This is a genomic window from Rhodococcus sp. NPDC058505 (genome assembly GCF_042720095.1).
Classification (GTDB): domain Bacteria; phylum Actinomycetota; class Actinomycetes; order Mycobacteriales; family Mycobacteriaceae; genus Rhodococcus_G.
Map to the genome: position 1 here is coordinate 135,892 of NZ_JBHXNB010000008.1, position 13,087 is coordinate 148,978.

The 13,087-nt window shown below is 71.3% G+C and carries 11 protein-coding genes; 6 read left to right on the forward strand and 5 right to left on the reverse strand.

Annotation, left to right across the window (positions count from 1 at the left end):
• Both ACFWPA_RS08990 and ACFWPA_RS08995 read right to left on the reverse strand, forming a co-directional pair.
• Window positions 1-1,673 (reverse strand): phospho-sugar mutase (locus ACFWPA_RS08990; RefSeq protein WP_378570044.1); only part of this gene is annotated, 1,673 nt, incomplete at its 3' end.
• 8 nt (window positions 1,674-1,681) lie between these two features.
• Entirely contained in the window at window positions 1,682-2,467 is a 786-nt protein-coding gene (locus ACFWPA_RS08995) for a purine-nucleoside phosphorylase (protein ID WP_378570028.1), read from the reverse strand.
• A gap of 54 nt (window positions 2,468-2,521) precedes the next feature.
• Between ACFWPA_RS08995 and ACFWPA_RS09000 the strand changes: the two genes are divergently transcribed.
• From ACFWPA_RS09000 to ACFWPA_RS09010, 3 genes are all read left to right on the forward strand, one after another.
• Window positions 2,522-3,220 (forward strand): enoyl-CoA hydratase/isomerase family protein, encoded by a 699-nt coding sequence (locus ACFWPA_RS09000; protein ID WP_378506870.1) that lies wholly within the window; start codon window positions 2,522-2,524, stop codon window positions 3,218-3,220.
• Window positions 3,221-3,313: 93 nt separating this feature from the next.
• Window positions 3,314-4,492 carry a M20 family metallopeptidase gene (locus ACFWPA_RS09005; protein WP_378506871.1) on the forward strand — a complete coding sequence of 393 codons (1,179 nt, stop codon included), beginning with the start codon at window positions 3,314-3,316 and terminating at the stop codon, window positions 4,490-4,492.
• Window positions 4,489-5,658 (forward strand): M20 family metallopeptidase, encoded by a 1,170-nt coding sequence (locus ACFWPA_RS09010; protein ID WP_378506872.1) that lies wholly within the window; start codon window positions 4,489-4,491, stop codon window positions 5,656-5,658. Before ACFWPA_RS09005 ends, ACFWPA_RS09010 begins: the two co-directional genes overlap by 4 nt.
• 161 nt (window positions 5,659-5,819) lie before the next feature.
• Here the strand turns inward: ACFWPA_RS09010 and ACFWPA_RS09015 are convergent, their stop codons facing one another.
• Window positions 5,820-6,296 carry a gamma-glutamylcyclotransferase gene (locus tag ACFWPA_RS09015; protein ID WP_378506873.1) on the reverse strand — a complete coding sequence of 159 codons (477 nt, stop codon included), beginning with the start codon at window positions 6,294-6,296 and terminating at the stop codon, window positions 5,820-5,822.
• 161 nt (window positions 6,297-6,457) lie between these two features.
• On the opposite strand from ACFWPA_RS09015, the gene ACFWPA_RS09020 reads away from it, so the two are divergent.
• Together ACFWPA_RS09020 and ACFWPA_RS09025 are read left to right on the forward strand one after the other, a co-directional pair.
• On the forward strand, window positions 6,458-7,861 hold the full coding sequence (locus ACFWPA_RS09020) for an NAD(P)H-quinone dehydrogenase (RefSeq protein WP_378570029.1): 1,404 nt from the start codon (window positions 6,458-6,460) through the stop codon (window positions 7,859-7,861).
• Between the two features lie 188 nt (window positions 7,862-8,049).
• The gene (locus ACFWPA_RS09025; RefSeq protein ID WP_378507039.1) at window positions 8,050-9,189 is read left to right on the forward strand and encodes a PLP-dependent aminotransferase family protein; all 1,140 of its coding nucleotides are present in this window, start codon (window positions 8,050-8,052) and stop codon (window positions 9,187-9,189) included.
• An 80-nt stretch (window positions 9,190-9,269) separates the two neighbouring features.
• Here the strand turns inward: ACFWPA_RS09025 and glpK are convergent, their stop codons facing one another.
• Window positions 9,270-10,766 carry a glycerol kinase GlpK gene (gene glpK, locus ACFWPA_RS09030; protein ID WP_378570030.1) on the reverse strand — a complete coding sequence of 499 codons (1,497 nt, stop codon included), beginning with the start codon at window positions 10,764-10,766 and terminating at the stop codon, window positions 9,270-9,272.
• 50 nt (window positions 10,767-10,816) lie between these two features.
• Here glpK and ACFWPA_RS09035 point away from each other — a divergent pair, with 50 nt between their 5' ends.
• Window positions 10,817-12,583, forward strand: a complete 1,767-nt coding sequence (locus tag ACFWPA_RS09035; RefSeq protein WP_378570031.1) for a glycerol-3-phosphate dehydrogenase/oxidase — start codon at window positions 10,817-10,819, stop codon at window positions 12,581-12,583.
• 3 nt (window positions 12,584-12,586) lie between these two features.
• Here ACFWPA_RS09035 and ACFWPA_RS09040 read toward each other — a convergent pair whose 3' ends face one another.
• Window positions 12,587-13,081 (reverse strand): hypothetical protein, encoded by a 495-nt coding sequence (locus ACFWPA_RS09040; RefSeq protein ID WP_378506876.1) that lies wholly within the window; start codon window positions 13,079-13,081, stop codon window positions 12,587-12,589.
• Window positions 13,082-13,087: the final 6 nt, after the last annotated feature.

The following is a 13,087-nucleotide window of genomic DNA, read 5'->3' on the forward strand; positions in this document are numbered from 1 at the left end:
GCCTGGGCTCGGGGGGCCCCCGCCTGTCCGCCCCCCCAAACAAGTGGCCCGCCCCCGGCGCCCGTGCGTTTTTTTCCCCCGTTGGGGTTAAAAATTCGCGCACAGTCGCGGAGCGACCTGGCGGCGGCCGCGCGGGCGCGGGGCAGGTCGGCGGGCCCGTCGACCGGCTCGACGACCTCGAGATAGCACTTGAGCTTCGGTTCGGTCCCGGACGGCCGCACCACCACCCGGAGGCGCTCGCCGGTCAGGATCACGGCGTCGGTGGCCGCCTGGCCGCGGCGGTGCAGCAGATCCTCCGCGACCACCGGCGCGCCCGCGACGTCGGTGGGGAGATCGGCGCGGAACCGCGCCATGATCGCGGCCACCTCCTCGACCCGCGCGACCCGGCGCGACACCTGGCTGGTGGCGTGCACGCCGAACTCGACGGCGAGGTCGTCCAGCGCGTCCTGCAGGGTCCGGCCCGCCGCCTTCAGGGTCGCGGCCAGCCCCGCGGCGACGACCGCGGCGGAGATGCCGTCCTTGTCCCGCACCGCGTCCGGGTCGACGCAGTGCCCGACCGCCTCCTCGTAGGCGTACACCAGGCCGCTGCCCGCGCGGACCAGCCACTTGAAGCCGGTCAGGGTCTGCGCGAACCGGGCGCCGCGGGCGGACGCGATGCGCTCGAGCAGTTGCGAGGACACGATCGTCGTCGCCACCAGGGGATCGGCGCCGTCGGGTTGCCGCGCGAGCAGGTGCGCACCGAGTAGGGCCCCGGTCTCGTCGCCGGTGAGCATCCGCCAGCCGGTCGCCGTCGGGATCCCCACGGCGCACCGGTCCGCGTCGGGGTCGAGGGCGATCGCCAGATCCGCCTCCACCCGCGACGCGAGGTCCAGCAGGGCGTCGGTCGCGCCGGGCTCCTCGGGATTCGGGAAGGTGACGGTCGGGAAGTCCGGGTCGGGTGCGAACTGGCTTGCGACGGTGTGTATCTCGGTGAATCCTGCCGCCCGAAGGGCCTCGACGGCCAACGGCCCGCCGACACCGTGCAGCGGCGTCAACGCGATCCGCAGCTCCCGCGCGGGACCCGCGAGCAGGGTCGCTACCCGGGCCAGGTAGTCCCGGACCAGGGGGTGTTCCGTCGGCCGCACGGGGGTGCGCGGGACGTCGACCGCCCGCCCGATCCCGGCGATCGCGGCCTCGATCTCCCGGTCCGCGGGCGCGACCAGCTGGGCGCCGCCGTCGAGGTACACCTTGTAGCCGTTGTCGCCCGCCGGGTTGTGCGAGGCGGTGATCTGCACGCCGAGCTGCGCACCGAGTGCCCGGACCGCGTAGGCGACCAGCGGGGTTGGCGTCGGGCCCGGCAGCATCACCACCGGGAATCCCGCCGCGGCAAGCACTTCCGCTGCCACGGTCGCGAAGGCCGCGCTGCCGTGGCGGGCGTCGCGACCGACCACGACGGTGGATCCGCCGAGGCATCTCGCCTGCAACCAGGCGGCGATCCCGGCGGTGGCACGGGTGACGACGGCGACGTTCATGCCGTTCGGCCCGGCCCGGACCGGACCCCGCAGGCCCGCGGTGCCGAAGGTCAGCGGGGCGGAGAAGCGTTGCGCCAGTTCGCCTGCGGGGAGGCTGGCGAGCTCGGCGCGGTCGGCGGCGTCGGGATCGCCCGCGATCCAGGTGGCGACCCGCTCGGGCAGATCGTCGGTCACAGCGCCGTCACCAGCTCGCGCAGCAGTCCACCGATGCGACCGGCGGACGCGGCGCCGGCGGCGAGGACCTCGGCGTGGTCGAGCGGCGCGCCGGTGATACCCGCCGCGAGATTGGTGACCAGGGAGATGCCGAGCACCTCCGCGCCAGCCGCTCGGGCGGCGATCGTCTCGTGCACGGTGGACATGCCGACCAGGTCGGCGCCGAGGGTGCGGAGCATCCGGATCTCGGCGGGCGTCTCGTAGTGCGGGCCGGGCAACCCGGCGTACACGCCCTCCTCGAGGGTCGGCTCGATGGACCTGGCCAGGGACCGCAGCCGCGGCGAGTAGGCGTCGACGAGGTCGACGAACTGCGCTCCGACCAGCGGGGACCGTGCGGTCAGGTTCAGATGGTCGCCGATCAGGACGGGCTGGCCGACCCGCATGCCCGCGCGGATGCCGCCCGCCGCGTTGGTCAGGACCACCGTCGCGGCGCCCGCGGCGATCGCGGTCCGGACCGGGTGCACCACCCGGGCGAGGTCGTGGCCCTCGTAGGCGTGGGTACGGCCGAGCAGCATCAGCACCCGGGCCCCGCCGACCGGGACGGAGAGCACCGTGCCCGCGTGCCCGGCCGCCGAGGGGGCGGCGAAGCCGGGGAGATCGGACATCGGCACCGCCGCGCTCGGGGTTCCGAACGCATCGGCGGCGGCCCGCCAACCGGAACCGAGGACGATCGCGACGTCGTGCTTCGCGACGCCGGTCCGCTCACCGAGGACCCGTGCGGCCTGCTCTTCGAGGCTTCCCATGACGGCACACGCTACTCGGCGACAACGGAAGTTACCGGCAGGTAGTATTCGGGCATGCCTTATCTCGAGCGCGACGGCGACGTCCACATCCTGCACCTCGGTGACCGGGGGCAGACCGACACCGAGAACCGCTTCCACCCGGACTGGATCGACGCGTTCCACACGACCATCGACGAGGTCCTCGCCGTCGACGGCCCGGCCGCGCTGGTGGTGACCGCGACCGGCAAGTTCTTCACCAACGGCCTCGACACCGACTGGCTGTTCGCCAACCTCGGCGAGATCCACGGCTACCTCGACCGGGTCCACACCGTCTTCACCCGGCTGCTGACCCTCCCGATGGTCACCGTCGCCGCGGTCGGCGGGCACGCGTTCGGGGCGGGTGCGATGCTCGCCGCGTCCTGCGACCAGCGGGTGATGCGCGCCGACCGCGGGTTCTGGTGCCTGCCGGAGGCCAAGCTGAACATGCCGTTCACGGTCGGGATGAACGCGCTGATGACGCAGCACCTGCCGCGGCAGACGGCCGTCGAGGCGATGACCACCAGCCGCCGCTACGGCGGGCCCGACGCGCTCGCCGCGGGCATCGTCAACGAGATCGTCGATGGGGACGGGGTGCTCGCGGCCGCCGTCGCCCGCGCCGCGGCGGGCACCGCGCTGCGCGGACCGAACCTCGGCCGGATCAAGGCCGACATTCACGCCCCGATCCTGGCCGCGCTGGCCACCAGGACCGACCCGTCCAACCTCGCCTTCGGATAGGAGTCCGCAGGGCCCGGGGTGCCGCACCAGTGCGGCTGCGTCCGGGGCCGCACCAGTGCGGCTGCGGGGCAGCGTGAGTGAGACACTGGAGCCGTGACCCCGGACGTGGACGACGCGCTCACCGCCGCGCAGGCGGACCTGCTCGCGTTGTCCCATTCCCTGCACGCGGAGCCGGAGCTGGCGTTCGCCGAGCATCGCAGTGCCGCGAAGGTCGCGGACGTGTTGTCCCACCACGGGTTCGACGTCACCACGCCCTATGCGGACCTGCCGACCGCACTGTGCGCCGAGTTCGGCAGCGGGGACCTGGTCGTCGGGGTGTTCGCCGAGTACGACGCCCTGCCCGAGATCGGGCACGCCTGCGGGCACAACATCATCGCCGCGGCCGCGGTCGGGGCTGGCATCGCGCTCGCCCCGCTCGCGGACCGGCTCGGGATCACGATCCGGGTGATCGGCACCCCCGCGGAGGAGACCGGCGGCGGCAAGATCCTGATGCTCGAACGCGGCGTCCTCGACGACCTGGCGATGGCGTTGATGGTGCACCCGGGTCCGGAGGACATCGCCGGTGCCCGGTCGCTGGCGATGGCGGACGTCGCCGTCACGTTCAGCGGTCGGGAGGCGCACGCGTCCGCCGCGCCGCAGCACGGCCGCAACGCCGCCGACGCCGCCACCGTCGCGCAGGTCGGTCTCGGGTTGCTGCGCCAGCACCTGGCGCCCGACCAGCAGCTGCACGGGATCGTCAGCGACGGGGGAGCGGCACCGAACATCGTGCCCGCCCGCACCGAGATGCTGTACTACCTGCGTGCGGACACCTCGCGGTCGCTCGCCGAACTCACCGAGCGGGCCTTCGCGTGTTTCCAGGCGGGCGCGCTCGCGGCGGGCTGCACACACGACATTCGCACGGTGTCACCGAATTACGCGGAACTTCGCCCGGACCCCTGGCTGGTCGGGGCGTACCGGGAACTGATCGAGACGATGGGCCGCAGTCCGCTGCCCCCCGACCGGGAAGGAACGCGCCCGTTGGGCAGCACCGACATGGGAAACGTGACGCAGGTGATTCCGGGGATCCACCCGGTGATCGGGATCGAGTCGAACGGTGCGGTGACGCATCAGCCGGAGTTCGCCGCCGCGTGTGTGACCGCCTCCGCGGATCGGGCGGTGCTCGACGGTGCCCGGGCGCTGGCCGGGACCGCGCTCGCGGCCGCCGGTGACCGGGCGCAGCGCGACCGACTGCTCGCCGCGGTGCAGCGGCGCGCGGCGGGAGCGGCGTCGTGAGCAGCTGGATCGACCGCTGGGTCGACGCGCACACGACCGACCTGTCGGCCTGGCGCAGGCACATCCACGCCAACCCCGAGCTGGCCAGGCAGGAGTTCGCCACCACCGAGTTCGTGGCCCGCAAGCTGACCGCGGCCGGCCTCGAACCGCGAATCCTGCCCGGCGGCACCGGTCTCACCTGCGATATCGGCCCGGACGGCCCGCGGGTGGCGCTGCGCGCCGACATGGATGCGCTGCCCCTGCAGGAGGACACCGGTGCCGCCTATTCGTCCACCGTTCCCGGCATCTCCCACGCGTGCGGGCACGATGCGCACACCACCATCCTGCTCGGTGCCGGGCTGGCGTTGACGCAGTCCCCGGAGCCGCTGCCGTACGGCGTCCGGCTGGTGTTCCAGCCCGCCGAGGAGGTGATGCCGGGCGGCGCGCTCGACGTCGTCGCCAGCGGCGCGATGAAGGACGTGTCGAGAATCTTTGCGCTGCACTGCGACCCGCGCCTTGCCGCGGGCCGGGTCGGGGTGCGTCTCGGCGCGATCACCTCCGCGGCGGACACCGTTGAGCTGCTGCTCGACTCGCCGGGCGGGCACACCTCCCGCCCGCACCTGACCACCGATCTGGTGTACGCCCTCGGCACCGTCATCACCGGACTGCCCGGCATGCTGAGCCGGCGCGTCGACCCGCGGACCGGAACGGTCATGGTGTGGGGCGCCGTCAACGCCGGGCAGGCGCCGAACGCGATCCCGCAGTCCGGACGCCTGGTCGGCACGGTGCGCACCGGCAACCACGACACCTGGTTGCTGCTCGAACCGCTAGTCCGGGAGATCGTGGACGGCCTGCTCGCCCCGACCGGCGTCCGGTACGAGCTGAACTACCGGCGGGGGGTGCCGCCCGTCGTCAACGACGAGGTCTCCACCCGGATGCTCGAGCACGCCATCTCCCAGTTGGGTCCCGACGCGCTGTCGGACACTCCGCAATCCGGTGGGGGCGAGGACTTCTCGTGGTACCTCGAGGAGGTTCCCGGCGCGATGGCGCGGCTCGGGGTGTGGTCCGGGGTCGGCCCGCAACTCGACATCCATCAGCCGACCTTCGACCTCGACGAGCGGGCCCTCGGGGTGGGGGTGCGGGTGCTCGCGAACCTCGCGGTCGCTGGCGAGCCGACGCTGCCCTAGGGCATGTCTCCCAATCCCCCATTTCGGCGCCCCTGGCGTCCAATCGCCGCCCAGCGGCGTTGTCGTCGGCGCCGATACAACAGCGGTATCGGCTTCTCCTCCGCCTTGCCGGACGACAATTGTCCGGCCAGGTGCATCCGAGAGGGATTAGGAGACACGCCCTAGCCCCCGTAGCCGGGGGTGCCCGGGCCGACGTTGCGGCTGTTGCGGGTCCGCAGTTCGCGGACGTACTCGGCGGGGGCGCCCGCGATCTCCGCCGCGTCGGCCATCACGCCGAGGTAGCGGGCGGACGGCAGGCCGCCCTCGTAGGCGTCGAGCACGTACAGCCAGGCGAGCGCCGACTCGCCGGTATCCGTGTCGACGCGGAGCCGGATCTTGCGGTGCATGCCGAACTCGGATCCCTCCCAGCGGTCCAGGCTTGCCTCGTCCTCGTCCGGCACGTCGTAGAGCACGACGAACACCCGCGAGTCGGGGTCCTCGACCACCGTCGCGAGCGCACCCTCCCAGCCGATGTCGCCGCCGCTGAACGTCAGCCGCCAGCCGTTCAGCCAGCCGGTACCCGCCATCGGCGAGTGCGGGCAGCGCTGGAGCATCTGCTCCGGGTGCATGTTGGATCCGTACGCGGCGTAAATCGGCACGCGGAAAGCGTAGACCGTGCGCGAACCGACCTCGAACCGTACACAGCACAATCGGCCCCGTTCGGCGCATCGGCGGCTCGTCGGCGTGCGCGTGCACGGTCCGGTGGAATAGCGTGGATGCACCGAGAACTGTGCACACGCTGCCGAAACATGGAGGACGCATGACCCGGATCGTGATCATTGGCGGCGGGCCCGCCGGCTACGAGGCGGCCCTGGTCGCGGCGCAGCACGGGGCGACGGTCGCCCTGGTCGATTCGGACGGCGTCGGCGGCGCGTGCGTGCTGTGGGACTGCGTTCCGTCGAAGACGTTCATCGCGTCCACCGGCGTCCGGACCGACATGCGTCGCGCCACCGACCTGGGGATCGCCCTCGACCCGTCGCAGGCGACGATCGCGCTTCCACAGATCCATGCCAGGGTGAAGAGCCTTGCGCAGGCGCAGTCCGCGGACATTCGGGACAAGCTGCGGACCGCGGGCGTGGAACTGCTCGCGGGCACCGCCGAACTGATCGACCCGGTGATCGGCATGGCCACACACCACGTCCAGGCGACCCTCGCCGACGGCGACGAGCGCGTGCTCGAGGCGGACGTCGTGCTGATCGCGACCGGTGCGTCGCCGCGGGTGCTGGCCGGCGCCGAGCCGGACGGTGACCGGATCCTGAACTGGCGTCAGCTCTACGACCTCGAGGCCCTGCCGGTGCATCTCGTCGTCGTCGGCTCCGGTGTCACCGGCGCCGAGTTCGTCTCGGCCTACACCGAGATGGGTGTGCGGGTGACGATGGTGTCGAGCCGGGACCGGGTGCTGCCGCACGAGGACGCGGATGCCGCGATGGTCCTCGAGGAGGCGCTGTCCGAACGCGGTGTCACCCTGGTCAAGCACGCGCGGGCGGACGCCGTCGAGCGCACCGGGGACGGCATCGTCGTGCGACTGTCCGACGGTCGCGCGGTCACCGGCAGCCACGCCCTGATGACGGTGGGCTCCACCCCGAACACCTCCGGTCTCGGCCTGGAGAAGGTCGGCATCGAACTCGACCGAGGCGGCTACCTGCGGGTGGATCGGGTCTCCCGCACCCGAGTCTCCGGCATCTACGCGGCCGGTGACTGCACGGGCCTGCTGCCGCTGGCGTCGGTGGCGGCGATGCAGGGCCGGATCGCGATGTACCACGCGCTCGGTGAGGGCGTGAGCCCGATCAAGCTCAAGACGGTCGCGTCGGCGGTGTTCACCAGGCCCGAGATCGCCAACGTCGGTGTCAGCCAGGCCTCGATCGACAACGGTGAGGTGCCCGCGCGCACGGTGATGCTGCCGCTGAACACCAACCCGCGGGCCAAGATGTCCAGCCTGCGACGAGGTTTCGTGAAGATTTTCTGCCGCCCCGCGACCGGCGTGGTGATCGGTGGTGTGGTGGTCGCGCCGACCGCCTCCGAGCTGATCCTGCCGATCGCGATCGCCGTGCAGAACAACCTGTCGGTGAACGATCTCGCGCAGACGTTCTCGGTGTATCCGTCGCTGTCCGGGTCGATCACCGAGGCCGCGCGGCAGCTGATGCGGCACGACGATCTGGACTGATCTGTCCGACATGTGGGATCAATGGTTCACATGTCGAACGCGGTGATGCAATAGTGGAAGGCGGCCGGCACCCCCGGCCGCCTTCCGTGCCTCCCGCCCGTGGATCCGCCGGCGACAGGTCTCTTCACGCCTTGTCCCCGCTTGCCGATTCCCCGGAGGATCCCGTGTCCCCAGTCCTCGCGCGCAGCATGGCCGCACTCCGTTCGTCCGCCATTCGTGACCTCCTCGCGGTGACCGCCCGCCCCGAGGTCATCGGCCTCGCAGGCGGCCTTCCCGACCCGAATCTCGTTCCACTCCAGAGAATTCGAGATGCCACCATGCGAGCGCTCGCGACGGCCGACGCGCTGCAGTACACCGAGACCGCGGGACTGCTCGCGCTGCGCGAGGTGATCGCACACCGTGAGTCGGCGCACCGTCCCTGCCGGGTGGACGTGGCCGACGTCGCCGTCACCCACGGCTCCCAGCAGGGGCTGAGCCTGCTCGCTCAGGTGCTCATCGATCCCGGCGCAACCGTCGTCGTCGAGGAACCTGCGTACCCCGGCGCCCTGCAGGTGCTGCGGGCGGCCCAGGCGCGGATCGTGACCGTTCCCCTGGACGAGGACGGCATGCGCGTCGATCTACTGGCCGACCTGCTCGAATCGGGGGAGCGGCCGGTGTTCGTGCACACCGTCAGTACCTTCCACAACCCGCGTGGGGTGACGCTGTCCGCGCCGCGTCGACAGGAGCTCGTGGCACTTTCCGAGCGATTCGGGTTCCACGTCGTCGAGGACGACCCGTACGGAGAGCTGTACTACACCGGTCGGCCACCGGAACCCGTTGCCGCGCTGTCGGATCGGGTGATTCGGCTGTTCAGCGTGTCGAAGATCCTCGCGCCTGCCCTTCGCGTGGGGTGGATGGTCGCCCCGCGCGAGATCCGTGCCGCAGTCGAACTCGTCAAGCAGGGCGCGGACCTGTGCGATTCCCGACTGACCCAGCAGGTGGTCGCAGAACTGCTCGCTGACGGGCCGTGGCTCGACGACCACCTCGCCTGCCTGCGGGCCGATTACGGTCGGCGCGCCGACACGCTGGGTGCTGCGGTCCGGCGCGAGTTCGGCGGCGCCGCGACACTGTCCCCGATCGGCGGCGGAATGTTCGGCTGGCTCGAATTCCACGACGGCACCGACACCGACGCCCTGCTCACGGCGGCACTCGATCGCGGAGTCGCCTTCGTCCCGGGCTCCGCCTTCGCCGTCGGGGCCGGGGATAGTGCGCGCCTGTGCTTCACGACGAACACCGCCGACCGACTGGAGGAGGCAGTCGCCCGGCTCGCGGCTGCCCATGCCTGCTGAGCGGCCTCTGCCCGGTTCCCTGATGTCACATTCGGACACTTGGCGATACCCGATGTGACATCAGGGAGCGTGACCCTGGGTCAGTCGACCCAGTCGTAGGTGCGCTCGACGGCCTTGTTCCACCCCGCGTACAACCGGTCCCGCTGCTCGGCGGGCATGGTCGGGGTCCAGGTGCGGCCGATCTCCCAGTTTGCCCGGATGTCCGCCTCGGAGCTCCAGAACCCGACGGCAAGACCGGCGGCGTAGGCGGCGCCGAGCGCGGTGGTCTCGTTGACGACCGGCCGGATCACCGGGACGTCGAGGATGTCCGCCTGGAACTGCATCAGCGTCTCGTTGAGCACCATGCCGCCGTCGACCTTCAGTGACGTGAGGGCGACGCCGGAGTCGGCTTCCGCGGCCTCGATCACCTCGCGGGTCTGAAAGGCGGTGGCCTCCAATGCGGCCCGAGCCAGGTGCCCCTTGTTCACGAATCGGGTTAGGCCGACGATGGCGCCGCGCGCGTCGGCACGCCAGCGTGGCGCGAATAGCCCGGAGAAGGCGGGCACGATGTAGGCGCCGCCGTTGTCCGGGACCGTGGCCGCCAGCGCCTCCACCTCGGTCGCCGAGCCGATGATGCCGAGGTTGTCCCGCAGCCACTGCACCAGCGACCCGGTGACCGCCACCGAACCCTCCAGCGCGTACACCGGCGGGGCGTCGCCGATCCGGTAGCACAGTGTCGTCAGCAGTCCGTGTCCGCTGTGCACCGGCGTCGTTCCGGTGTTGAGCAGCAGGAAGTTTCCGGTGCCGTAGGTGTTCTTCGCCTCGCCCGGGCTCAGGCACGCCTGCCCGAAGGTGGCGGCCTGCTGGTCGCCGAGGATGCCGGCGATCGGGACGCCTGCCAGGGTGCCGCGCTCCCGGCAGGTGCCGTACGACGCCGAGGAACTGCGGATCTGCGGCAGCATCGACATCGGGATCCGCAGGTCGGCGCAGATCTGTTCGTCCCAGTCGAGTGTCGTCAGGTCCATCAGCATGGTCCGGGACGCGTTGGTGACGTCGGTCGCGTGCACCCCGCCGTCCGGTCCGCCGGTCAGGTTCCACAGGATCCAACTGTCCATCGTGCCGAAGCACAGCTCGCCCGCCTCGGCGCTGGCCCGCACCCCGTCCACGTTGTCGAGGATCCAGCGCAGCTTCGGACCCGAGAAGTACGTCGACAGCGGCAGTCCGGTGACCTTCCGGTACCGGTCCGGGCCCATCCCGGCGGCGAGTCGCTCGCACAACTCGTCGGTCCGGGTGTCCTGCCACACGATCGCGTTGTGCACCGGCACGCCGGTGGCGCGGTCCCACACGACGGTGGTCTCGCGCTGGTTGGTGATGCCGACCGCGGCGATGTCGTCGCGGGTGAGGTCCTTCTTCGCGAGCGCGGCGGCGACAACCTCCCTGGTGCTGCGCCAGATCTCGGCGGCGTCGTGCTCGACCCAGCCGGCCCGCGGGAAGATCTGGCGGTGTTCCTGCTGCGCGGAGGTGACAACACGGCCGCCGTGATCGAAGATCATGCAGCGACTCGACGTGGTGCCCTGGTCGATGGCGGCGACATACACGCCTCGAAGCTACTAGCCTGGACGCTGATCCGCCGACATAAGGAGCTCGCATGGGCACGGTGCCGGAACACGATCTGCCGGGACGAGGGGGTCCGCACGCGACCGCATCGCTCGGACCCGAGCAGCGGGCGCGGGCCTGGGAGGACCTGCAGGCCGACCAGTTCGACGTGGTGGTCGTCGGTGGCGGCGTCGTCGGGGCGGGCGCGGCGCTCGACGCGGCGACCCGCGGGCTGAAGGTCGCGCTCGTCGAGGCCAGGGACTACGCGTCCGGCACGTCGTCCCGGTCGTCGAAGATGTTCCACGGCGGTCTGCGGTATCTTGAACAGCTCGAATTCGGTTTGGTCCGTGAGGCGTTGCGGGAACGCGAACTGTCGCTGACGACGCTGGCGCCGCACCTGGTGAAACCACTCGAGTTTCTGTTCCCGCTGATGCACCGGATCTGGGAGCGTCCGTACATGGCGGCCGGGATTTTCCTGTACGACCAGATGGGGGGCGCCAAGTCGGTTCCCCCGCAGAAGCATTTCACCCGGTCGGGGGCGTTGCGTCGCGCACCGGGCCTGAGGCGGAACTCCCTCGTCGGCGGCATCCGCTACTACGACACCGTCGTCGACGACGCCCGGCACACGATGACGGTCGCCCGCACGGCGGCGCACTACGGCGCGGTGGTGCGCACCTCAACCCAGGTGGTCGGGTTCCTGCGCGAGGCCGATCGGGTTTCCGGTGTGCGGGTGCGGGATTCGGAGGATGGCAGGACCGCGGAGGTGCGCGGTCACGTCGTGATTAACGCGGCCGGGGTGTGGACCGACGAGATCCAGGCCCTGTCGAATCAGCGCGGCAGGTTCCGGGTGCGCGCCAGCAAGGGCGTGCACATCGTGGTGCCGCGGGACCGGATCGTCAGCGAGGCGGCGATCATCCTGCGCACCGAGAAGTCCGTGCTGTTCGTCATCCCGTGGGGCGGGCACTGGATCATCGGCACCACCGACACCGACTGGAACCTCGACCTCGCGCACCCGGCGGCGACGAAGGCCGACATCGACTACATCCTCGGGCACGTCAACAAGGTGCTGGTCACCCCGCTCACCCACGACGACATCGACGGGGTCTACGCGGGCCTGCGCCCCCTGCTCGCTGGCGAGTCGGACGAGACGTCGAAGCTGTCGCGGGAGCATGCGGTGGCGCGGGTGGCGCCGGGGATGGTCGCGATCGCCGGCGGCAAGTACACCACCTATCGGGTGATGGCCGAGGACGCCGTCGACCTGGCCGCCGAGGACGTTCCGGCGCGGGTCGCCCCGTCGATCACCGAGAAGGTGCCGCTGCTCGGCGCCGACGGCTACTTCGCGCTCGCCAACCAGACCGTGCAGGTGGGGCAGGTCTACGGGCTGCACCCGTACCGGGTCAAGCACCTCCTCGACCGGTACGGCTCGCTGATCCATGAGGTGCTCGAACTGGGTTCGCGCACACCGGAACTGCTGCAGCCCATCACCGACGCCCCGGATTATCTCCAGGTCGAGGCGGTGTACGCGGCCAGCCGCGAGGGGGCGCTGCACCTGGAGGACATCCTCGCCCGCCGCATGCGGATCTCGATCGAGTACCCGCACCGCGGCGTCAACTGCGCGGAGCAGGTGGCGGAGCTGGTGGCGCCGGTGCTGGGGTGGGATCGGGCGGCGATCGATCGGGAGGTCGCGACCTATCGGGCACGGGTGGAGGCGGAGATCGCGTCGCAGCGGCAACCGGACGACGAGTCCGCGGACGCGTTGCGGGCCGCTGCGCCGGAGGCGCGCGCGGAGATCCTGGAGCCGGTGCCGATCGCGCGGTGACCGTCAGTGCGTGAGGATCAGCTTGATCGCGACGACCCCGACGGCGAGGACGCCGAGCACGAGCGAGGCGAGCAGGGTGTTGCGGGTGGGGCGTTCGCCGCGCAGCCGGGTGATCACGTAGGTGATGCCGGTGATGCGGGTGACGACCCAGATCTCGGCGAGCAACAGGGCCGTGCCCAGTTCGAGCCAGCCGAGCCCACCCATGCCGACCACCACGGCGGGGATCACCCCGGACGTGAGCACCGGGACGGAGTCCCGCAACTCCTGGATCCGCTCGACCGGGGTCAGGGAGCGCCCCATCCGGGTGCTGCGGCCGACGGACTCGGCGAACGCGTGCGCGACGAACGTGGACAGCGAGGTGCCGATGACCACGAGGCCCGCGTGCGTGACCGTCGTGTTGTTCAACGGGATCAGGGCGGTCAGGACCAGGATGTTCCCGTAGACGTACGCGCTGATGCGGCTGGCGTAGTCCTCGACGGGCAGCGGCGGGCGCGGCATGCCGTC